The 21325-nt window shown below is 56.3% G+C and carries 14 protein-coding genes and 2 pseudogenes; 6 read left to right on the top strand and 10 right to left on the bottom strand.

All coding sequences use genetic code 11. The features are described 5' to 3' along the window. Positions 1-145 precede the first annotated feature (145 nt). Positions 146-1404 (top strand): annotated as a pseudogene (locus ACVVH8_RS03950) (integrase domain-containing protein). Between the two features lie 71 nt (positions 1405-1475). Here ACVVH8_RS03950 and ACVVH8_RS03945 read toward each other — a convergent pair. The 7 genes from ACVVH8_RS03945 to ACVVH8_RS03915 all read right to left on the bottom strand — a co-directional run bounded on the left by ACVVH8_RS03945 (position 1476) and on the right by ACVVH8_RS03915 (position 11038). Continuing rightward, positions 1476-1883: an SMI1/KNR4 family protein gene (locus ACVVH8_RS03945; RefSeq protein WP_475228639.1), complete on the bottom strand. Its 408-nt coding sequence runs from the start codon at positions 1881-1883 to the stop codon at positions 1476-1478. A gap of 11 nt (positions 1884-1894) precedes the next feature. Next, positions 1895-2482 (bottom strand): HNH/ENDO VII family nuclease, encoded by a 588-nt coding sequence (locus ACVVH8_RS03940; RefSeq protein WP_475228637.1) that lies wholly within the window; start codon positions 2480-2482, stop codon positions 1895-1897. Continuing rightward, the gene (locus ACVVH8_RS03935; protein ID WP_475228634.1) at positions 2479-5736 is read right to left on the bottom strand and encodes an ATP-binding protein; all 3258 of its coding nucleotides are present in this window, start codon (positions 5734-5736) and stop codon (positions 2479-2481) included. The genes ACVVH8_RS03940 and ACVVH8_RS03935 overlap by 4 nt, the downstream gene beginning before the upstream one ends. Positions 5737-5752: 16 nt before the next feature. Next, positions 5753-6643, bottom strand: coding sequence for a hypothetical protein (locus ACVVH8_RS03930; protein ID WP_475228632.1), 891 nt, complete (start codon positions 6641-6643; stop codon positions 5753-5755). Between the two features lie 13 nt (positions 6644-6656). Next, positions 6657-8912: a dynamin family protein gene (locus ACVVH8_RS03925; protein ID WP_475228629.1), complete on the bottom strand. Its 2256-nt coding sequence runs from the start codon at positions 8910-8912 to the stop codon at positions 6657-6659. Beyond that, positions 8909-9919 carry a dynamin family protein gene (locus tag ACVVH8_RS03920; protein WP_475228626.1) on the bottom strand — a complete coding sequence of 337 codons (1011 nt, stop codon included), beginning with the start codon at positions 9917-9919 and terminating at the stop codon, positions 8909-8911. The genes ACVVH8_RS03925 and ACVVH8_RS03920 overlap by 4 nt, the downstream gene beginning before the upstream one ends. A 96-nt stretch (positions 9920-10015) precedes the next feature. Further along, positions 10016-11038, bottom strand: a complete 1023-nt coding sequence (locus ACVVH8_RS03915; RefSeq protein WP_475228624.1) for a helix-turn-helix transcriptional regulator — start codon at positions 11036-11038, stop codon at positions 10016-10018. Between the two features lie 1344 nt (positions 11039-12382). Between ACVVH8_RS03915 and ACVVH8_RS03910 the strand changes: the two genes are divergently transcribed. Further along, entirely contained in the window at positions 12383-13306 is a 924-nt protein-coding gene (locus ACVVH8_RS03910; RefSeq protein WP_475228621.1) for a hypothetical protein, read from the top strand. A gap of 39 nt (positions 13307-13345) precedes the next feature. Here the strand turns inward: ACVVH8_RS03910 and ACVVH8_RS03905 are convergent, their stop codons facing one another. Further along, entirely contained in the window at positions 13346-15217 is a 1872-nt protein-coding gene (locus ACVVH8_RS03905; protein WP_475228619.1) for a hypothetical protein, read from the bottom strand. A 411-nt stretch (positions 15218-15628) separates the two neighbouring features. On the opposite strand from ACVVH8_RS03905, the gene ACVVH8_RS03900 reads away from it, so the two are divergent. The 3 genes from ACVVH8_RS03900 to ACVVH8_RS03890 all read left to right on the top strand — a co-directional run bounded on the left by ACVVH8_RS03900 (position 15629) and on the right by ACVVH8_RS03890 (position 18447). After that, positions 15629-16000, top strand: coding sequence for a DUF6124 family protein (locus ACVVH8_RS03900; RefSeq protein WP_475228616.1), 372 nt, complete (start codon positions 15629-15631; stop codon positions 15998-16000). 350 nt (positions 16001-16350) lie between these two features. Continuing rightward, entirely contained in the window at positions 16351-16938 is a 588-nt protein-coding gene (gene rimJ, locus ACVVH8_RS03895) for a ribosomal protein S5-alanine N-acetyltransferase (RefSeq protein WP_475228614.1), read from the top strand. A gap of 69 nt (positions 16939-17007) precedes the next feature. Beyond that, a complete protein-coding gene (locus tag ACVVH8_RS03890; protein WP_475228612.1) occupies positions 17008-18447 on the top strand; it encodes an ArnT family glycosyltransferase in 1440 nt (479 codons plus the stop codon). A 115-nt stretch (positions 18448-18562) separates the two neighbouring features. On the opposite strand, the gene ACVVH8_RS03885 is transcribed toward ACVVH8_RS03890, so the two are convergent. Together ACVVH8_RS03885 and pmrG are read right to left on the bottom strand one after the other, a co-directional pair. After that, positions 18563-19381, bottom strand: a complete 819-nt coding sequence (locus ACVVH8_RS03885) for a phosphatase PAP2 family protein (RefSeq protein WP_475228609.1) — start codon at positions 19379-19381, stop codon at positions 18563-18565. Further along, positions 19378-20049 carry a lipopolysaccharide core heptose(II)-phosphate phosphatase PmrG gene (gene pmrG, locus ACVVH8_RS03880; protein ID WP_475228606.1) on the bottom strand — a complete coding sequence of 224 codons (672 nt, stop codon included), beginning with the start codon at positions 20047-20049 and terminating at the stop codon, positions 19378-19380. Before pmrG ends, ACVVH8_RS03885 begins: the two co-directional genes overlap by 4 nt. 376 nt (positions 20050-20425) lie before the next feature. On the opposite strand from pmrG, the pseudogene ACVVH8_RS03875 reads away from it, so the two are divergent. Then, positions 20426-21304 (top strand): annotated as a pseudogene (locus tag ACVVH8_RS03875) (methyl-accepting chemotaxis protein); the annotation flags it as partial. Positions 21305-21325 lie beyond the last annotated feature (21 nt).

Here is a 21325-nt window from a genome sequence, read left to right as displayed (position 1 = left end):
GTGCCTGAAATTCAGTGAATACGGGGGTTTCAGCGCCATCAGTGTCCACGGAAGTCAAGAACAGCCACGCTTTATGGCATTCCAAATGGCATTCCAAGACCAACAGCGCTAATTTTTGGAATGCCAAACCAATCCTGGAATGCCAATGTGCGCACAAGCGACTCGCCTCTCTGAGCGCAAAATCCAAATCTGCCAAGCCCTCTGAAAAGGACTACGCCCTGTTCGACGGCGGCGGACTTCAAATCTGAGTGAGAAGTAATGGCTCCAAGCTATGGAACTTCAACTATCGATATCCCGTGACGAAGAAGCGGATCAACATGGGCCTAGGTACCGTCCCTGAAGTCTCGCTAGTGCTGGCACGAAAGGGCTCCATTGCAGCGAGGGAAATACTTGTCCAAGGCGTCGCCCCCAAAGAAACCCGAGATGCAGTGCTGCAAGCAAAGCAAGCTGAAACTGAGCACACATTTCAGAATGTCGCCACGTCCTGGTATGAACTGAAGACGGATGCAGTGACACCAGCTTATGCAGAGGACATTTGGCGCTCATTGACGTTGCACGTTTTTCCGGATTTGGGCACCACACCGATCTCAGCTATCAGCGCACCATACGTCATCACCCTGCTTCGGCCACTCGAAACCAAAGGCAGTCTTGAAACAGTTGAACGTCTATCACAGCGACTCAACGAGATCATGACCTACGAGGTCAACTCTGGACTAATTCACGCAAACCCGCTTAGTGGAATTCGATCCGTTTTCAAAAAACCGAAAAAGAAGAATATGGCTGCGCTTGCTCCCGATGAGCTGAAGGAACTCATGGTAGCAATTGCCAATGCCAGTATAAAAAGGACTACGCGCTGCCTTATCGAATGGCAGCTCAACACCATGACCCGCTCAGCAGAGGTAGCCACCACCCGCTGGGCGGACATCGACTTCGAGAAGAATATCTGGACGATTCCTGCTGAGCGCATGAAGAAATGTCTTATACATATCGTGCCGCTCACAGATCAAGCACTGGCGGTGCTGGAGGCAATCAAACCCTACAGCGGACACAGAGAGTATGTATTTCCTGCAGACCGTAACCCTCGAACCCATTGCAACAGCCAGACCGCCAACCTAGCGCTAAAGCGCATGGGCTTCGAAGGCCGGTTGGCAAGCCATGGCATGCGTTCAATGGCCAGCACCATTCTCAACGAACACGGCTGGGATCCTGAAAATGATCGAGGTTGCACTTGCCCACGTCGATAAAAACGAGGTTCGCAGCGCCTATAACCGGGCGGAATACATCGAGCGCAGGCGTCCAATGATGAAGTGGTGGAGCGAGCACATCCAAGAAGCAGCTACCAGCAATCTTTCGATCTCGGCCATCCAGAACAACCGGGACACGAAGGTCGTCTCAATACGCTAACGAAGTAGCTTCAACCGGTGATAAATAACCACTCAACCATGACCGTCGTCTGCCTTGATTGTGCATCTAACTTAGCCTGCGAAGAGATGCTTGATCAAAAAAGCCTCCAGCCCGTCTTCCAAGACTCGCACAATGCCGCCATTCGGTGTGGCCCAAACCAGAACTTTCCGTGCCTGGTTGTCGTATAGATAGTACTGACCATCACCGATCTCCAGCACCGGCACAGTATTTTTCGGGTAGCTAGGGTCACGGTTCAGGTCCGAGAATGCGGCCAAGACATTCAGGTAATAATCGTCAGGCACGCCTAAGCCATAAGTTTCGTAGGCGTCAAAGACAATGACGCCAAAGCTCGACAGGTAGCGCTTGTATTCGTCAGACAATGCAAATCCCAGTTTGAGCTCGAGATTCTGGATGCTGGCGGCGTTTACGGGCCGGGTGTTGGCCTGATGGAGATCAACGAATTGTTCAAGTTTTTTCATAAGATTCGCCCTCAGCGCTGATTCTCAATCTGTTCGGCTCGCGCCTTCCAGTAGTCTTTTCGCTCTTTATCGAATTCCTCGCGATTGATCTCGGACTCCTTCTGCTTGTTGTGCAACACGTTATCGTTTCCATTGCCACGGTGCTCAGCGCTGGTCAATTCTGCCAATGGTGAGTCCTGTTTCTGGCCGATGTGATGTAACTCGATCGGCTTTCCATTGGCATCGAGCGGGGCCCTTCCCGACTTCATCCGATCCAGGTTAGTGGTGCCCATGGCATCTTTTTGATCGTAATCGATGTCGGTACGAATCAGTGCATCCTTGCCGTTGACCTCGGCTGGTTCAAGATTGGCATTTTCATAGATCTTCGCTTCGGCCTCACTACCTATGGTATCCAGAACCTCTTTAGGAACACCCTGCAGCTCAAGCCGCTTACGTGTTTCCGGCGACATTTCCGGAAGTTCAAGGCGGGTTTCCTGAGTGAGCACTATTGGACGATCGAGCTCGACAACGATAAGGCAGCGGTCTGGCATTTCACGGGCCAATAATGCCAGGCTGGACGGAACCTCGGATTTTTCAGCAAAGAAATTTTCAAAGTTCACAGAACACACCCTGTTTCGAGGCGCGCACGCCATGCGGAATAGATATCGATATGGCTCTCGTGCTGCAGGCTGTAGTCCTTCATCAGGCACTGCTGAGTAGCCAGGGTCAGCTCAGCGCTCAAGCCTGTGGCTCGCTCGTGGAGTAACAGGTCAAGTTGATTGCTTAGATGCCCGTAGTCGGTCGCCATTTGAATGATCTGCTGGACCTGCTGCCGGCAACCGAGCACATCGACCACCAACTGTGCAAGGTAGGCAAATACTTCGGCTTTGCACAACGCCGATGGCAGCTCTTCCTTGCGCGCGTTAAGTGTCTCTAACAGCGCGATTTTGCTGCGAGCCAGCAACGGCAACTCACACAATCCCTCTTCCAACAACGCTAAATCCAAGGCAACTGGCGTGCGTATACGGTTGCTCAGCAGCAGGTTGAGAACCTGCTGATTGAAATCCTGGCTACGCACTGCGCGCTTGTCATCGGCCTTATACACATAGGGGGTCTCATGCCCGGCAAACTTCTTCACCTGACACAGCACCGGCTCCAGCCAGTCATTTTGATAAACGATTGCTACGCCTTTGGGTAACTTAGCGATCTCTTCGAGTTGATCATCACGCAACCCCACCGACTTACCGATTAAACGACGGTCCATTTCATCCGGCAGACGCATGATGATTTTGGTGTTGGTGTTGCGAATCGCGGCGATATCCACCGCATGGGGGGACTGGTCGGCAATGATGAAACCTTCACCATAGGTGCGCATTTCGGCGATGGCGTTGGTCAGCATCTCCACTGACTTGCCGACCACATTTGCCCCTTCAGCACCGCTTTCGGACGGGCTGCGCTTGAGGATGTTGTGCGCTTCCTCAAGGACCGTGACATGGCGCAGCGGCTGGTTCATGCCACCACCGGCCATTCGGTGCTCACTCAGGCGCATCACCAGGATCCCCATTATCAGGGCCTTGGTCTCGGATGAGCCGATGCGGCTGAGGTCAACGATTGCGCTCTGATCAAAAAGCACTGCGCTGTCGATTTCGTTGGCGGTAAAAATCTGCCCATTCAAGCCATTGGTCAGGGATTTGATCCGCGTGGATAACGAGCCGATGTAGTTACTCTTGAGTTCCTGGGAATAGGCCGAGGCCTCAATCACACTTTGTAGGGTACTGAGCAGATCACTGAACGTCGGAAACAAGGCATCGCTGTAACAGTTGCTCGACGAGTTCAAGTCCCAACCACATTGCTGATAAGCCTGCAGGATGGCCTCTTTGAGTACCGCAGGCATTGCAGCATACATCGGCCAGCAGACGTTAAAGATTTCCACGAGCCGATCAACGTGCTCCAGCACATGAATGGCCAACGGGAAGTGGAACGGGTTGATGCGCAACAATTCACTGTGAGCCGGATGCGTGCCAAATACATTGACGTCATCGCGATGTCCGAAGACGTGTTTGTACTCGCCCTTGGCCGGTTCAATCACCAGAAATGGCACGCCGGCAGCGCTGATTTGGCTGAGCATTTCATACAGCGTGTTGCTTTTGCCGGCGCCGGTCGAACCACTTACAAATACATGACTGGCCAACTGGTCGAGGCTCAACTCGATCGTTTGCGGCAGGTTATCCCACAAATGGCGGATGTTGCCCAAGGTCAGTGTCTTGCCCTTGCCTGGCTCACTGCTGTGACCATCCAGGCGCTGCACCTTGCGGCCGAACGCCTGGGTTTCCAGCACGGCCACCGTGGAAGTGGAACGTCGGGGCAGGCTCAGCTGAATCGCCATCTCCTTACCAGACACCAGCGTGGCGGGTGTGAGGTAGCTGATCGGGATCTTTTTCGAGAAGCCCGGTTTCAGTTGCGGATGGCAGAAGGCGCTGAGCCAGTCCAGCACGGCAGACTTGTTGGCGGATTTCCAGGTGGTCAGGGCGAAGTCTTCATGGCTGGACTTACTGCCGCGCACCAGTCCGAGAAAGATGCTCGCCAACGACTCGGACGACGCAGTGCTATCACCGATGAAGTACGCCGCCGAGTTCCAGCCGCCGTACGTCTTGGCCTCGTCGATGCGCTCCAGGTGGTGATCGATTTTGCTCAACAACTGTTCGATGGTCTTGTCCACGGTCTCAATCGAAATCTGTCGATTAGAGCCCGTGGTTTTGTTCAACGAGTGGGTGTCAGTGCTGCTGGTGGTGTGTGTGGTTGAAGTGGTCTTCGAGGCCGCCTCACTGTAGGAGGTACCGTGGCTTTCGTTGTGACCAGTGGACGTCGAATGGCTGGTGCCTGTGGTGCGTTGTTCGTTGAATAACGCAGCGGCGGCCGTGCCAATCTGGCTGCCGATCATCGCACCCATCTGCCCAAATGCCGCGCCGCCCGCCATACCCAGCAGGGTGGCACCGAGGGCGACGGTTTTCGAGGCCCCGGTCTGCGCGCTGAACGATTCGCTGGTGCCCACGGTTTCAGTGGTCGAAGTGCCCAGAGTGCTCGAAGTACCCTTGGTTTCGGTCAGCCCAAGACTGTGCCCGAGGGAGTCACTTAGCCCCTGGCTGATGCTCAGCCCGACAGAATCGCTGTCTTGCTCACCAAAAGACAGTTGCTGCTTGAGCAAGGGCGACAGTTGCGTGGCGACCTGTTCGTATCCAGCACGTATCAAGTCGAGGTTCTGCGATGAAACCGGTTCGGCGAGGATGATCGCGTGATACACCCGGCGCTCCGCTGCGTCGATAAAACGCTCGAGCCCTTGCATGAAGTGCTCGCGGTTCTCCGTCGACAGCGCTGGCACGCCCGTCACCGCGGTAATGCTCGCCGACGGGTTGGCCTTTTCGGCCTGGACCGCCCCCAGCAAGGTATCGGCATCCTGTTGTAGCAGCGGTACCAGTGAACTGCCCGAGAAGTGCCCCTTGAAGGTTTCCTGCAGCAACAGGCCGGAACTGTGCCCGAGGGTTTTGCCAGGCTCGCCGCGAGTACCTATGTACAGGTCAGTTTCGATGCCGTTGGAGCGCAGTATTAAAAACACCGAGTACCCTGCCGCGCCCAGTGCGGTATACGCGGCCGTGGTGCTTTCCAGGACGGATTGCTTATTGTCCTGGACGATACGCTCCACGCGAAAAATCCGCACGTCACTGGCGGCATTGAACCGCAGCCCTTGTTCGGCAAACGCGTGAACCGGATATTGCTCCAGTTCCGACAAATAGCTGCGGTTGATCAGGGCACGCCCGGCCTCCAGGGTCAGGCCGGCGTTTTCACGAATATCCTGAACTGCAGTACGGGTCAGCATGGAAGTTGTCATGCGCTCACCGAACTAATGCTACGAGGAACACCACCACGGCAGCAATCGCGCCGCCGATCAAGAGTGCAGCCTTGAAGGCAGGGTTGCGCTCTGATGTGGTGTCGGGAATGGGCTGGTGGGAGCTGCGACGTGATGCCTGGGCCACCGGAGGCACGGAATGTGAACCGGTGGTTTGTTTTGGCGCAGCAGCCTTGGTCGACGTAAAGCCCTCGACACCACTGTTGCGCAATAGATCGCGAACTTCGATCAAGTGCACAAAACGCTGTTCCGAGAAGTTGGTCTTCAGGTAGGTAACCTGAAGATCGTAGTAGTCCTCGGTCCATTGTTTCTGATCTGCGACAGGTTCGCGTGCAAAAGCGCCCTCTGCGTAGGCCTCGAAAATTCCGGGGACGTTGCCTTTGACCCACACGAGTACCGCACGCAAATCGGCGCCATCCAGACGACGATCATTGAGCTCAAGGTGCAGCGCCGTTCGGATCGTCAGCAAGTCGCCTTCGTCGACAAACTGCTTAAGGTTGCTGGAAGGCTGGTAGCTGAGGGACGCATTGTTCATCGGGGCTTTTCTCGATTGTGAAACGGGCTCTGTGGGTGTGAACCCCTTTTCATTTCGTTTACGAAACACATCGCGAACCTGGATCAAATGCTCCAGCCGCTGCGCCGAGAAATTGCGGGTAGCGAAAAACTTCTGCCGGCTGAAATAGTCCGGGCTCCAACTCACAGGATCCTCATCGATGGCTCGAGTGATGCCATCCACCTCGTGAGCGTCCATCACTCCCGGACGCTCTTGCGCAGCATCCACCATCTGTTGCAACAACTCAGTACCGACCTGTGTGTCATCGAGCGCCGCCAACAACTGCTCGCGGACTTTTCCAATCATTGTGGTGTTAGTCGTCATAGACACTCCGAGGTCAAACCGAGAGGGTTTCGTCGAGTTTTTCTTTGAATTGGTTGATCCACGCTTGCAACTCACGAGCCTCATCAAGGGCTTGCTTACGAACGTCGCGATCGCTCATTTTTGCTTTGAGCGAGTCGATCAATTCGTTGAACTTGGTTTCGAACTCACGCCCCATGAAGGCCATGAACTGATCAATCAGGACGGTCTTGCCAGTGTCGATTTCTGTGCGAGCGGCCGCCACCAGTCGAGCAAATTCAGTGTTGATACGAGTGCTGCGGGGATTCCAGAGCTTGGCCAGGTCAACAGACTTCTCTTCGCCATATTTGTAAACCGTGCGAGTAGAGCCCCATGAGAAGGGGTTGTACCAAGTGCTGTCGCTGACTTCGTAACGGTCAATCACAACCCGCTTGGTCTGCACCTCATCACTCTTGATGGTGAGATTGAAGGAGATATCACCCGCGGCCTTTTGAAGACTGTCCAGAATCGGCAACTTCAAATGCTGGCAGTCCTTGAACAGATCCACAATGTAACGCTGATATTCCGCCTGGAGATCATCACGGATGACTTGTTGGCTGGTGATGAATACGGCCTCGTAAGTATTGATGAGCTTCCGATACTGGAACTGGAGCTCCTCTTCTACTTCCTTGACCCGCATTTCAGCGATGCGCGGTTCCACCTCCCCGATAAACCGCTCACTGATCGACCGCAGATATTTATTCGTAGCTTGTTCCAAGGCCGCGAGTTCATCTTCAGTGGCCCGTGGCAACACCTTGCCTTCACGCGCAATCTTGTCCTTATAGGCCTGTGTATCGAACCCCTTCTCCTGCCGAAACTCCAGCGCCTGGATCTCTTCATTGATATGCGCCAGCGTCTTCTCGTCCTGATCCAGTTGCTCGGTCAGTTGCGTTTCGTTGAGCCCGACCGCAATGGCCTTGGTCATCGCGTCGTAGGCGCGCTTGACCCGATGCGGGAAGTTGTATTTGTCGATGTACTCGTCAATCATCGCCTCGACCGCCGGCAAGCCGCTGCTCAGCACGATTTCGGGAAGACGCTTGTCTTGCAGGTTACGTTTTACCCGTTCGGTAATCGGCATGTATTGCAGCAAGTTCATGCTTGGCTCTTCGCCAAACATATCCATCATGGAGTTAAACTCACCACGTTCCTTGCGTGAGTGCAAGTGCTGGGGTTTGCGCAACAGCCGCGTCAGGTTGGCCGACACCGGATAGATCAGCGGATTGAAGATCCCGTTTTCGACCAGGTAGTTTTTGACGCGCGCTAGCACCGACGGCAGGTCCTCGCCTTTCTCCGGGTCAAACACATCCATTTTGTTGATGACGAAAATGAACCGATCCTTGCTCTGCTTTCCGCCCTTGCGCATGGTTTCGGCGACCAGCCCCAATAGGTTTTTGTCGTCGTTGGTGCCCAATTGGCTGGCATTGAGCACATACAAAATCAGCGGATTGCGCTGCGAGTCCTGAATGAAGCTCATGGTCTTGAGCTGGTGCTTTTCATCCTGGCTGTTGTTCGGACCCGGAGTGTCGGTCAAGACCAGGCGAACGCTGTCACGGTCTTGAATTGCATGAATCTTGCCCTCGATATCGATGCGCATCGTATCGGGCAGGCTGTTCCAGGCCTGCAGCACTTCCAGGCTCACGTCATCGCTGTTTTCCGCGACACGGTGATCATTGGTCACCCGTTGTGCGGCGAAGCGTTGGCCCATTAATGCGTTGTCAGTGATCCGCGCAATGGTTGCGGTAGTGGCTTCGTTGGCCGCCGGTAACAGGTCCTGGCCAAGCATGGCGTTGATCAGCGTCGACTTGCCCGAGGACATAGTCGCCACCACATACACGTCAAAATCCTTATTGAACGCTTCTTCAAAGGACTGGCTGACATCGGCATTCTCGCGAATGAAATGCTCAAATTCAGGATGGAGCTTGGCCTCCTCCATCAGCTCACGAATACGGGTCAGGCGCTCTTCGGCTGGGTCCGCTTCGATAAACTGCAGGGTGACCTGCATGCCTTTGTCCATCGCCACTTTTGCGGCGTCAACCACGTCCAGATAATCCGACTCGACGCCTCTGAAAGCGACCTCAAAGTTATTGTCACCATTGAACAACTGGCTCAACTCATCAAACAGCTTCTCAATCCACACTTGCAGCCGCGATTCTTTATAGCTCGACAGCTTGCAGCCTTCGGCCGGCGGTTGGCCGCTGATCAGGAACTGAGTCTCGACGATGAAAGGGTTATGGATAATTTCAATAGTATTCATGGTTGCTCATCTAATCGACGCTGATGATGGATAAGGGCTTCAACGGTTTTAAGCCCACTGATGGTGACCAGTTGCTGCAATTGGTTTTTATCGTAGGCTCTGGTATCGGATTCCTTGGCCTGCAGTTTGCGTTCGAGGTTATAGAGCGCCTTGCCGACACGACGCTTGATCAGGTCTGGTGCGACTGTGGCATTGAGCAATGCGCGCTTGTTGACATCCAGGTCATCGAGCACTTGGCGCAACTTAGAGCGCTGCGCGCGCGTCAGTGTTTCGGCACTCAGGGCCTTGCGCGCGTACAGCGCTGCACTGGCCATTGTCGGAATGATGATCGGCTGTTCAAAACCGATATCGCGCAAATAACGCTGAGCGTTGTGCACATAGCCCTCAATGCTTTCGCCCTTCTCCGGATCGAGCAAATCCACTTTGTTGAGGATGAAATAGATAGGCTGGGCAGGCTTGGCGGCGAGTTCTTCGCGCAACTGTTCGAGTAGCAACCGATCGTCACGAGTCCCCAGTTGACTAGCGTTGAGCACGTAGCAAAGCGCCTTAAACGACACGTTGCGGATTGCCTCCAGCGTCAACCGGGCATGGTTTTCATCCTGGCTGTTATTTGGTCCTGGCGTGTCGTGAAGCACCAACCCGGGTGCCGGGCGCGGCACCACGTTGAAGGTTCCCTCCAGGCTGATGCGCTTGACCTCGACATTGGCGTTCCAGTCCTGCAGCAGCGCTACGGACGGCGAACGCTGGGAGGCCAATTCGGTGTCGTTGTAGCAATAGCAGGCACCACTGAATCGCCGCGCGCCCTGACGATGCTCTACACGGGTCACGCAGGCAGTGGTGGCCTCATTGGCGGTATGAAGCAGTTCCTGGCCAATCAATGCATTGATAAACGACGTTTTGCCTGCGCTCATTGTGGCCAACACCAATACATCGAAGGTGGCGTTGCCAGCAGACACCGAGCTTCCGACTTTTCGGGATTTGAGGGGCGTAACGGTGGAGCGCGTCATCAGTTTCTGTCCCTATCGCCCGGCGCCTTGAGCACCTGACAAGCGTTAATCCATTGGCAATCAAACGACCGCAGTCTTCCATGGCCATGCGACAGTTCATGTCGCGTGGTCAACTGATGTGTAGAGGTTTTGCATACCGTGCAACCTGGCCCCTATCTCATCGACCCACACCTGTGGCCCATGCACGCGGATGTTGTCGTTCAGGCCAAAGATCCACCACAGCGTTTCACGATCCAGCGGCACCTGGGCGCGTAAACGCTTCCAGGTATGCGAGGGGATATCGCTCAAGGTCTGCTCATGACTCAGCGGAGTCTCTCCAAGCAGGAAAGCAATCTGCGGATGAACATCCGCGATCAGCTCTACCTCTATGCCGGTTTGACGATGGCTGAATATGCCGGTCGCGATGTAATCGTCCACATCAAAGGCCGCATGCATAACGGACGGCTCATCGAGTACACGAACATGCTGAATACGGTGCAGGGCAAACTGGCGCAAGTCGCCATAGCCATCTACGGAAGCCAGCAAGTAGCTGATGGCATGCCGCGATACCAGGCCTGCCGGATGAAGGCGAAACTGTCTGAGTTCGCCCTTGCTCCGACTTTGATAAGTCACTTGCAGTTGCCGGCGCTCCAGCAAAACGGTAGACACTTGCCCCCAGACGTCGGGATCGATCGCAGCAGGCAGCAAGGTTTTCCCATTGGGAATCGCCCGAACTCGTCGCGCCCAATCTGCCAATCCGTTGTTGCCCAGATCACCCAGGAAGTTACGTGCGCGTCGAAATTGTGGACCGAGCTGGTCCAGAACAGTCTTCGGCAACAAAGTAGTCAGATGGCTCTCCGACAGATACAAGGCCAGTGCGGTGGAGGCATCCATATCCTCCAATTTGAGCGGCGCATCCCGCGTGAAGCTCCAACGAAACGGGATCTCGCTCTCGTCGCATTGCAACGAAAAAGGCGTCGACAACCGATTCAAATCACGCTGAACCGAGCGAAGTGTTACTGAAAACCCTCTATCGCGAAGCTTTTCGAGCAGGGTCGGAGCTGCAATTCGCTGCGGTTCTGTGGGGATCAGGCGCAGTAATGCGAATAGCCTGAGCAGCGTATCCTTCGCTTGGGACATGATGACTACCTTGTTCTGCTGGTCAACTGATAGCCAGGAGGCTGCCGTCAATTTGGCGTCGATGCTACTGATTAAAATAGCGTTTTGCCATCAATTGTAATCAATATAAGACGTAAGCCTTACGGCAGTGGTGTGCGGAACTTGAGGTTCTACCCTTAACTCAGGAGGGAGAAGACTGGCGCGCGCTCCTTTCGCGCTTCAGTTCGCTGTACTCGCGATACAGTTCATAGCTTTTCTTTAGAACCACACAAAGTCCTATGACAGCAACAGGTTTTTCATAATCGTAACCTCCTAGGTCTTTTTGACAATTTACCGGGGCAGAGCGACAAAAGGTGTCGCGACTTTAAACGTCAATCGTTGAGGCTTAGGAATTGTTCCAGGCGGGTCCTGAGGATTTCATGTCGATTGGCCTCTAGCTCCTCCAACGAAGGGGTATGACACTCAGGACAAAGGATGAACGCAGCTGGGCCAAGCGATGCCAAATCGTTGTGAGGCAGAACCGTTTTTCTCCAAGAACAGTGAGCACAGACAAGGGTGAACGGGCGCGGGGAGATTGGCATAGCGATGTCCTACGGCTGTCGAATGGCGCTAGCTTGACTGGTAGGTACGACAATGTGTGTCGCCTCGTTTAGCAGGCACAACTCATCATAATTGCGGTCCAATACAGGCGGCTGGATGCGTTCGCTGCTATAGCGACCAAAACCCGCGCCCAAAGGCGTATTGATTCGATTCAAAAAAATCTCAACTCTACATAACAGCAATGACACCACTACCAGGAGGGTTCATCCCAGTCATTGCAATGTCCTCGCTGTCACTCCCCAAAAGTTGCTTCTTTCCATCACGCTATGAAAGTCGGCGCGGCCATCGGCACAGTAGGCGGTGCCGCGCGTGGCGTCAGCGCAGCTCTAGCAGGTGGTCAGGCAGTTACGGCGGCTCGTCAAGCTGGGACTCATCCGAAGCTATTTGCCTGGTGTTTCTAGCGAGCCCAATATCACTGGTCAATGCCTAAAGGGGCGATGTAGGAATAGCACTCCATCAAGACGTCCTAAGGTACCAAGCAAATTCAATTGGCATTCCAAATGGCATTCCAAAAAAAATCTAACCGATAATTTGTTTAATATTCAACAGCTTGCGCTATCAGTTCAAATTACCCCGCCCCACCAACTCTCAACGACAAAGCCCGCCCAGTGCGGGCTTTGTCGCATCTGGATATCCTGCAACATCCGCTCGGCTGGCATCCCGCTCTTGAGATCGGCGCCCAAGCCTGATCAACCGCACAGTTGGACGCACGCACGGCTGCGGATCTATCCTTCGGGGCACATCGCCAATTATCCAAGGAAGCCCATGAACATCTGGCTCGGCGCAGCACTGGCAACTTTCCTTTCACTGTCTGCCCACGCTGCCACCACCGACGTCCCGCCGCGGATCCAGCAAGTCGTCTACAAAAGCGGCTATGGCAGCGTGCAGTTCAAGCAGTCGATCAAGGGCTCTAAAACGGCGGAGTACAAACTCAACGCCAAGGCCGGGCAGGTCCTGACCGTGGACTTCAAACCCTCAAACAGCTCCGCTTATTTCAATATCACCGCCAAAGGCGCCGATTACGCGCTGTTCAACGGTTCGATCATGGGCAATCACTTCATCGGTTCGTTGCCCGCCGATGGCGATTACACGGTGCAGGTCTATCTCATGCGTAACGCAGCCCGGCGCAATGAAGTGGCCAACTACGAGATTTCGCTGATCCTCGCCAACGGCGACGCTGTGGATAATAAAACACCGTTCGAGCAAAACCTGACGTTGCAGGGCATCGACTTTCATGTGAAAGCGGATCAGGTCGATGGCAAGCCGGCAGTGCGCATCGAGCCCAAAGGCCTGGAAATCGACAACTCGGCGATCACCCACGCGCTCAACGGCAGCATCGTCCGCGCCGAAGTCGCCGATCTCAATAACGATGGCTCGCCCGAGGTCTATATCTCTACACGCTCTCCCGGTCGCGGTATGCCGGGTGAACTGATCGCCTACTCCGCCAACCGGAAAAAATCCCTGAGCGAAATCTATCTGCCGCCAATCAGTGAAAATCCAAAAGCGGCCGAGGGGTATCAGGGCGAGGATGCGTTTGCGGTGGTGGAGAACACGCTCGTGCAGCGCTTCCCGGTGTACGACAGCGCCGACGCGGCTGCGGGTCGGACGGGGAAAATGCGGCAGATCCAGTACAAACTGGTGGCGGGAGAGGCAGGTTGGGTTTTGCGTGAAGAAAAAGTAGCAGAGTAACCAGCCCGGATTGAATCCGGGATGACACTCTCCCCTCTTCTACCAGGACAACGCCTGTGCAACCTGATCCGCTTCAGTCCTGGATCGGCCACTGTCCGTCACAGGAGCCCGTAAAATCGACCGCTGCTCTTTACGATCGACAATCCAGAACGCCATCTTCGTCGGTATTTTGTCAGGGATGCCGGTAAGCGGATTGACCTTGGTGGCGTCGGTTTCACCAGGCACAGCCGTCACATCGAACTCCCACTTGTGGCCGGTGGGCTTGGCGTCGCCCGGTGTCGCGGACCTGGGTGAAAAACCGCTCTTGTGAATATTGCCGGCCTGCAGGCCAAGGGTTGTCGACAGGAAGGAACGCAGCGTCGATTCCAGTTCCTGATCGGAGGACTGAGGCAGTCCCACCGTGACGCCGAGTTGTGCCCCATTCTGCAGATTGTCGTAATAGAACCGACCATGCGTGTCCAGTCGCAACCGGTAGTCACCCACGCGCAAGGGCAGATGCGTGCCTTGGCGGCGGTTGACGAAGGCATTTTCGTCCTTCGGTACTGACCAGCCCAGCGTCGCATCACTTTCCTGCCATTCGATGAACTGGCGGTTCAGCACCACGGCTTCGTCGTTTCGGCCCTGCCGATAGGCGATGTCGGCGGCGTAATCCAGCGCACTGCGATAGAGCAGTTCATCGACGAGGGCGTTCTCCCAGGCCGGCACGGCCAAACCCAGCGCACGGCGAGCGGCGTCGAGGTTGCCACGTCGATATTGAGACAGGCCAATGTAGGTCTGCATACGCGCGATCTCGTCCGGGAAGTACGCATCGGGCAACGCCTGCTCCGCAAGTACCGCCGCTTTGTTCACACCGTCAGGCAGCGACGCGGCTATTTCGATATCCCTGATCTGCTGTTCAAGCGGCCGTTCGCGAAACAGCGGCGGCGCGCTAGGCCATTGCAATGCAGCAAACAGTTGCTGCATTTGCGCGGTGGCCAAGGCCTCGTCGTGCAGTCCGAAGGTGATGTCGATGTCGATGCGCCAGTCGCCGCGGAACGCCAGCCAATGAACATTCATGCAAGGCTGGTCTTTACACAACGATTCATCAGCCCGTTTAAAGGAAGTCAGACCGTCGAAAGACAAATCGGGCATTGCCGCTTCGAGTGCGGTGGGCTTGTGTCGCTGACGATACGCTTCTTGCTGTTCTTGTCGCTCGGCTTCGCCCTGCTTGCGTTGAGCTTCGTCATAGGAGAGCGCAATCTCGGCATTCAACGGGCCGTTCGGCAACGCCTGTGTATAAACAACGATGCTGTTGAAATCACGTTTGGCCGCCGGCTCGAATTTGGTCAGGTTCCACTGCCCCACCGTGAGGGGCATCGAGAAGTCAGCGAGGCTGTATCGCAAGCGCGGCTCCAGCGCAGACAAGCGCCAGAGAGCGGGATCAGGGCTGGTGACGGCAAACAGTTTTTCTTGCAGGCGTGCGACCTGGTCTTTTTCGCCCGCCATGATGCTCGCTTTAATCGCCCGGCCCAGCATGCCAATGCTCCGGGCGTCGCGCTTGACCGGCCTGCCGTTACTGGTGGTTTGCTGCTCCCAGTAGGCAATCTGCTCTTCTGCGGCGCTGCGGGCCTCGTCGTATCGAGCCTGTTTGTACAGCAGATCTACCAGCAGCTCGCCCGCGTCCAGTTCGGTGAAATCGAAACCACCGCTTTTGCGACCGGCCACCATGGCCGCTCGGGCAATTTCCGTGGCCTGCGCCAGAGAGCCTTCCTTGTCCAGACGTTGCGCTTCGTGCATCAGCCCGGCCGGGGTTGGCGCCTGTGTCTGGGCTTGTACCGATGGCACCGCGCACACAGCCATGCCGGATGAAAGCAGAAGGGTGACAGTGAGGCGCGCGCATTGGCGTCGTAGTGAACGCTGTCGATTCAACATGCTTTCTACTCCTTGTAGAGAAATCTTCCGGATGTGGCGACGCGTGTTCTATATCAGAGAGGACCTGGCCATGACTGTCGCTAAAAGAGCGAGGCCCGCCGATAGAACGTCGCGCACATTAGTTCTCCTGCAAAACATTATCAAACCGGATTTTGGTTTTGTTCGCGTAACGGGCAATCGCACTCACTGAACACAGGCACCGCAAGCGACGAACCCGGCGACACCTGAAATGGCTGAGAGAAGCCATCGCTTCCTACATTTCACGTCCTAGGAAATTTCCCGCAATACGCGTCGACTTTGATGAACTGGTGAACAGTTTTTCGCGGCGCTACCCTCCCTGACTCGCTGCCCTCCAGCGGACGGTTTGACAGACCGCCCCCGCAGAGATTGTTCACTCCACGGAGCTACGTCATGAAAAAGATCACCCGACTTTCCCTTGTAGGTCCGGCATCCGCCGACACCCAAACGCCCGGCCAGCAAACGCACGCCAGCACCATCGGCTCAACTGCTCGAAAACCTCGCCGTAGCACCCCGCTCAAGCAGATGTTCAGCGTGCGCGACGATGTCGACACGATCACTCTGCTCTCGCACGCCAGTGATCTTCTCGATTCCCTCACGCAGATCAGCGCAAACTTTGTCGATGAATGCGACGGATCCCAACGCCATATCGCGGTGGCGATCAGGCAACTGAGCGCGTTGGCCGAGATTGTGGTCTGTCGCGCACGGGACCAGGTTGTGCAACAGGCATCGCCTGACGCGTCCGGCCCTGAAGTTCGCCATTAACGGATCGAATCAGCACTGACCGCCCCGTCGCCCGGGCAGTCCATCGAGATGAATTTTTCTTCACTGCCGGGCTTCTGCCAAACCGGTACAGTCCGCTCGCTCATTCAAGAAACTACGGTTCGCCCGCGGCTCTCCCGCGGGCTTTTTTTTGCCTGCCGATTGGCGTCGAAGCGGTAGACGCAGGTGTCCTGTACGGCATTACGTTGCCAATGCCGAGCCTGTGGATGAACGCTGAGCAGCACAAAACCCGCCATTTCGGCCAGTGCTGGCTAGCGGTCTGGCCAAGACGGTTTGTATTTTCTGCCGTCGCGGGCAATTCTGTCCTTTGATTCCCCTGACCGGAGCGCCCGATGCCGCTGTTGACCCTGCCCTGCCAACGCCTGACGCTCGCCATTCTTGACCCGGATCAGGCGAAACTGGAAAGCGATTTCTACCAACGCAACCGTCGACACCTCGCGCCGTGGTCACCGATCCGCACCACTGACTATTTTTCCACCGAGCAGATTCACCGCCGCCTCGATATCCAGGCCAGCGCTTTCGAAGCCGGGTTGGCGATGCATTTCGCCCTGTTGACGCCCGATGGCCAGCAGATGATCGGCGCATGCAATTTCAGCGGGATCATTCGCGGCGCGTTTCAGGCGTGCTATCTGGGTTATCACATCGACGAAGCGCATCAGGGTCAGGGTTTGATGCAGGAAGCCCTGGAGGCTGGCATCGACTACATGTTCGACAATCAGAACCTGCACCGGATCATGGCCAATTACATTCCCGGCAACGAACGCAGTGCCCGGTTGCTGGAGCGACTGGGCTTCGAACAAGAGGGTTACGCCAAAGCGTATCTGAACATTGCCGGGCGCTGGCAAGATCATGTGCTGACGGCGTTGGTCAATCAGGCGTTCGAGGCGCCGGATCAGCGTTGGTCGCGCCGCCTGGGCTGACATTCACAATTTGTTCAGCAAAGGCGATTTATGCTCAGGTCTCCTGCCCTTTCCGGTTGCCTGAAACCTATGTCGCGTGCCGCCACTTCACTGTTTCTGCCTGCTGCCCTGCTGTTTTTCTTCGCGTTGGGCAATCATCAATTGCAAGGCTCCACCGAAGCCCGCGTTGCCGGGATCGCCATGGAGATGCATCTGGACGATGACTGGGTGACGCCCCGTCTGTTCGGCGAACCCTTTCTGGAAAAACCACCGCTGAGTTTGTGGCTCGACGCCAGCGCCCTGCGCGTGTTCGGCGTTTCGCCGTGGGCGGTGCGGCTGGCGTCGGCGGTCGCCGGGCTGCTCAGCGTGATGCTGTTGTACGGCATGTTGCGGCGCTTCGAACGCCCGAAAGCGATCGCCTGGACCGCAGGAATTCTGCTGGCGACGATGGCCAGCTACTGGAGCAACGTGCGTGGGGTCGGCGAGGATGCGCTGCTCGCCCTCGGCGTGACGGCGGCGCTGTTGGGTTTTTTCCAGGCGCAACGCGCATCGACGGCCGGCAGTTCACTGCTGTTTGTCGTCGGGATCGCCATCGCCACGCTGAGTAAAGGCGTGCTGGGGCTGGCGATGCCGGGAGTGGTGATCTTCGCTTATCTGCTGGCGGATAACCTGATCGACAAACGCCTGAAGCTCGGTGCCTGGCTGCGCCCGGGATTGCTCACCGTGGTCGGTCTGATTCCGTTGCTGATCTGGCTGACCGTGCTGTATCAGCACGGTGGAGTGCAAGCCGTCAGAGAAGTATTGCTGACCAACAGTGTCGGGCGCTTCAGCGGATCGTTCGTCGAAGCCGGTCACTACGAGCCGTTCTATTACTATTTGGCCAAACTGCCCGAAGCGTTCCTGCCGTGGAACATTCTGGTGTACCTGGGGTTATGGCATTTCCGTAAAGCGCTGAAGGCCAATCGTTACCTGCTGTTTTTCAGCCTGTGGATCGTTGCGCAATTCATCATGCTGACCCTGGCGTCGAGCAAGCGCACGGTGTACCTGATGTCGATGACACCCGCGGCGGCGGTGATAGCTGCGGAGTATGCGTGGGTACTGTTCGAGCGATTGAAGGGGTATGAAAACGCCAATCGGTTTGTCGGAAGAATCGCCCGCCATCGTCAGGCGTTGGCAGCTGGCTTACTGACCTTGGTGATCGTCAGCTATCTGGGCGCCGCGCAATGGGCGTTGCCGCACGCGGATAAAAAGCTCTCGTTCCTGCCGCTGACCGAACACATTCAGACGCTGCAAGCCGAAGGGAATCAAGTGGCATTGTTTCAAGCCAATGAGCGGGTTGGCGGGGCGAGCGTTTTCTATACGCAGCAGGTGCTCAAGGGGCTGGATACCGACGCGCAGCTACGGGACTACCTCAGTGCATCGACATCAAACGTGGCGCTGATGGCCGGTGACAGCATCCCCGCCGCACCGCTCAAAGTGCTGAAGACCTTGATGGTCGGGCGACAGGCGTATTACTTCATCAGCTACTGAAACGCTCTGAACAGTGTGGTGAGGGAGCTTGCTTCCGCTGGGTCGCGAAGCGGCCCTTCTTTCAAAGCAAGGCCTGCTGCGCAGTCGAGCGGGAGCAAGCTCCCTCGCCACGGGTTTATCGCTGCATTTCAAGTCCTGCCGAGGGCGCAATCTCCCTGGTCTGCAACACCGGCCGTTCCAGCCGCGCACGCCCATAAAACGCCAGCGCCGTCAGTAAACACGCCAGCCACACAAAGATTCCGGCCCAGAACGTGTGGGACATGTAGTGCCAGCCCTGCAGAACGCGTGTCGTGCCGTAGACAAAACCGAGCAACAGCGAACCCCACAAAATGGCACTGGAAAAACGCCATTGATAACGCCGCGCCACAAAGTACAGCGCCAGCATGGTGAAGCCACCGGAGGCATGTCCGCCGGGCCAGCAACGTCCACTCCCCGCCTCATGGAACAGCTGGAAATTGCTGTACCACTCGATGTGGGCCATTTTGCCGCCGTACAGCGTGGTCTCGATCGGGCAATAAACGCTGGTGTGCGACTTGAGGAAATGGATCACCCCGGTGCAGACCGCAAACGCGACCACTACGAAGAAAAAATCCCGCCGATGAGCAGCGGCAAAGCGCAGCACCGGCGCGACTCTGCCGCGTTCCAGAAACGCGCCGAGTCGCGGCCGTTTCTGTGGATTGACCAGTGGCCAGACCAGCGACAGCATCGCGCCGATCAAGGCAATTTCGGCGGTCCAGTTCGGGATGATCCGCGCCCATTTGTGCGTGAGCTTCTCGAAGAAGTGGACTCTGTCGAGCGGGAAGGATTGGCTCAGCGGATCGAACAGCAGATTGCTGAATTGAATGTCGATGGTGGTCATGTCGAACATCAGAAACACCAGCGCGGCGCAGGCCAGCGGAATGCCGAAATTGACGGCATAAAAACGCGATTTCATCGGGTGATCACCGTGCGCCAGTCGGAGGCTTCAATAAAGCCGAGCATCTTCGGAGCCGCCGGGCTGGCAGCGGAAACAAACAATGAGGAGCCGTAACCGAGGTCTGAGGCCGGCACTTTGAGGTCTTTCTCGATTTGCCCCATGCATTCGCTGTGCGTCACCAGAATCAGGTTGCGACCCGCCACCTTATGCGCGAGCGCGTCCTGCAGCATGCGGCCCTTGCAGTTGATCAACCAGTCTTCGCCGCTGGCCGCCCGGTTGAACATGTAACCGGCGGTCTGCACGGTACGCATCACCGGGCTGTTGTAGAGGTCGGCATTATCCAGACCCAGTTGTTCAAACTGCGCCCCGACAGCCACGGCGACACTGCGCGAGCGGTCGGTGATGCCGTCATTGCCGCTCAGGCACGCGGCTTTGGAGTGATCGCAGCGCTCGACGTGACGCACCAGCACAATCATCTCGCCCCTGGCCCAGCCCGCCGCCAACGCCTGCGCGCCCGCCACATTGCCGTGGGCCAGATCCGGCACCGCCGCTGGTGCCAGCAACCACAGGGTCAACGGAATCACCAGCAGCGATGCCGCCAGCACCACCCAGGTGTTGCGAAAACGCGCCAGACCGCTCAGGTCAATCGAGCGCTTGACGCCAAACAGACTCAGTCTCAGTTCCACAAAAAGCCGCCGTCACTTGTCATTCGATGCGGCGAAACTACAGAGGCTCGCGTGGGCAGCCAGTGAAACCCATGTGAAAAAAGTCTTGGGATCGCTTGTTACAAATTCTGTCTGACAAAATCCTTTCAGCTCTCGTATTTGCGGCCGATACAGTCCTGCTAACACCCTTGCTGGCTCAAAAAAACAACAATCTTCCAGCCTAACTGACGACAAGAAACCCAACGTTTCTGGAGGAATTGTGATGAATAGCTGGTTCGGCAACATCAGCGTGAACATGAAATTGGGCCTGGGCTTCGGCCTTGTCCTGGCCCTGACCTGCGTGCTGGCCCTGACTGGCTGGACCAGCCTTGGCGGCCTGATTGACCGCAGCAACTGGATGAGCGACATCACCCAGCTCAACGCCGGTCTGACCAAACTGCGCGTAGTGCGCCTGCAATACATGCTGACCAATGGCGATGAAACTGCCGCGCAGAATGTGCAGACCACTCTGGAGAGCTTCGCCGCGCAACAACAGAAGCTGATCAACAGCTTCAAGAGCCCGGAAAACGTCAAACTGCTCAAGGAGCAGGCAGCGACCATCGCTGAATATCAGACGTCGCTGAACAAAATGCGCAATGCCTATCGCACTGGCAACAGCGCCCGCGACACCATGAGCGTCAATGCCGAAACCGCGTACAACCTGATCGAGTCGATCAGCAAACGCGTGCAGCAGATGGACATGAGCGAGCAGCGTTTCGAACAGTTCCAGGCGATCACCACCGCCAAGGAAGCGTTCATCCTCGCGCGCTACGAAGTGCGCGGCTACACCGCCACCACCAACGCCGAAACCGAGCAGAAGGCCGTCGGCCAGCTCGACGTTGCCATCGGCAGTCTGAAACAGCTGAACACGCATTTCTCCAGTACTCAGCAAGACGCACTGCGTCAGCTGGAAACCGCGCTGGTCAACTATCGCAGCGCATTGATGGCGTATAAAAACGCCAACACCGACGCCGTGCAGGCCCGTAAGGAAATGACTGATCAGGGCGCTGCGATCGTCACCACCAGCGAGCAGCTTTACCAGATCCAGCTCGACCGTCGCGACATCGAAAGCGCTCAGGCGCGCACCTTCCAGTTGATCAGCACCCTGCTGGCATTGCTGGTTGGCGTGATTGCCGCCGTTATCATCACCCGCCAGATCACCCGTCCGCTGCAAGAAACCTTGGCCGTGGTCGAGCGCATCGCCAGCGGCGACCTTTCGCAAAACGTGATCGTCACCCGCCGCGACGAACTTGGCGTA

The organism is Pseudomonas trutticola BRTCR10 (assembly GCF_056155105.1).
This window is presented reverse-complemented; position numbering and strand designations above follow the sequence as displayed.

What these genes read in the sequence shown, in the direction of transcription:
- ACVVH8_RS03945 (WP_475228639.1), bottom strand. Translation starts at nt 1,883, where the DNA reads ATGAAAAAACTTGAACAATTCGTTGATCTCCATCAGGCCAACACCCGG.
- ACVVH8_RS03935 (WP_475228634.1), bottom strand. Translation starts at nt 5,736, where the DNA reads ATGCTGACCCGTACTGCAGTTCAGGATATTCGTGAAAACGCCGGCCTG.
- ACVVH8_RS03930 (WP_475228632.1), bottom strand. Translation starts at nt 6,643, where the DNA reads ATGACGACTAACACCACAATGATTGGAAAAGTCCGCGAGCAGTTGTTG.
- ACVVH8_RS03925 (WP_475228629.1), bottom strand. Translation starts at nt 8,912, where the DNA reads ATGAATACTATTGAAATTATCCATAACCCTTTCATCGTCGAGACTCAG.
- ACVVH8_RS03920 (WP_475228626.1), bottom strand. Translation starts at nt 9,919, where the DNA reads ATGACGCGCTCCACCGTTACGCCCCTCAAATCCCGAAAAGTCGGAAGC.
- ACVVH8_RS03915 (WP_475228624.1), bottom strand. Translation starts at nt 11,038, where the DNA reads ATGTCCCAAGCGAAGGATACGCTGCTCAGGCTATTCGCATTACTGCGC.
- ACVVH8_RS03910 (WP_475228621.1), top strand. Translation starts at nt 12,383, where the DNA reads ATGAACATCTGGCTCGGCGCAGCACTGGCAACTTTCCTTTCACTGTCT.
- ACVVH8_RS03905 (WP_475228619.1), bottom strand. Translation starts at nt 15,217, where the DNA reads ATGTTGAATCGACAGCGTTCACTACGACGCCAATGCGCGCGCCTCACT.
- ACVVH8_RS03900 (WP_475228616.1), top strand. Translation starts at nt 15,629, where the DNA reads ATGAAAAAGATCACCCGACTTTCCCTTGTAGGTCCGGCATCCGCCGAC.
- rimJ (WP_475228614.1), top strand. Translation starts at nt 16,351, where the DNA reads ATGCCGCTGTTGACCCTGCCCTGCCAACGCCTGACGCTCGCCATTCTT.
- ACVVH8_RS03890 (WP_475228612.1), top strand. Translation starts at nt 17,008, where the DNA reads ATGTCGCGTGCCGCCACTTCACTGTTTCTGCCTGCTGCCCTGCTGTTT.
- ACVVH8_RS03885 (WP_475228609.1), bottom strand. Translation starts at nt 19,381, where the DNA reads ATGAAATCGCGTTTTTATGCCGTCAATTTCGGCATTCCGCTGGCCTGC.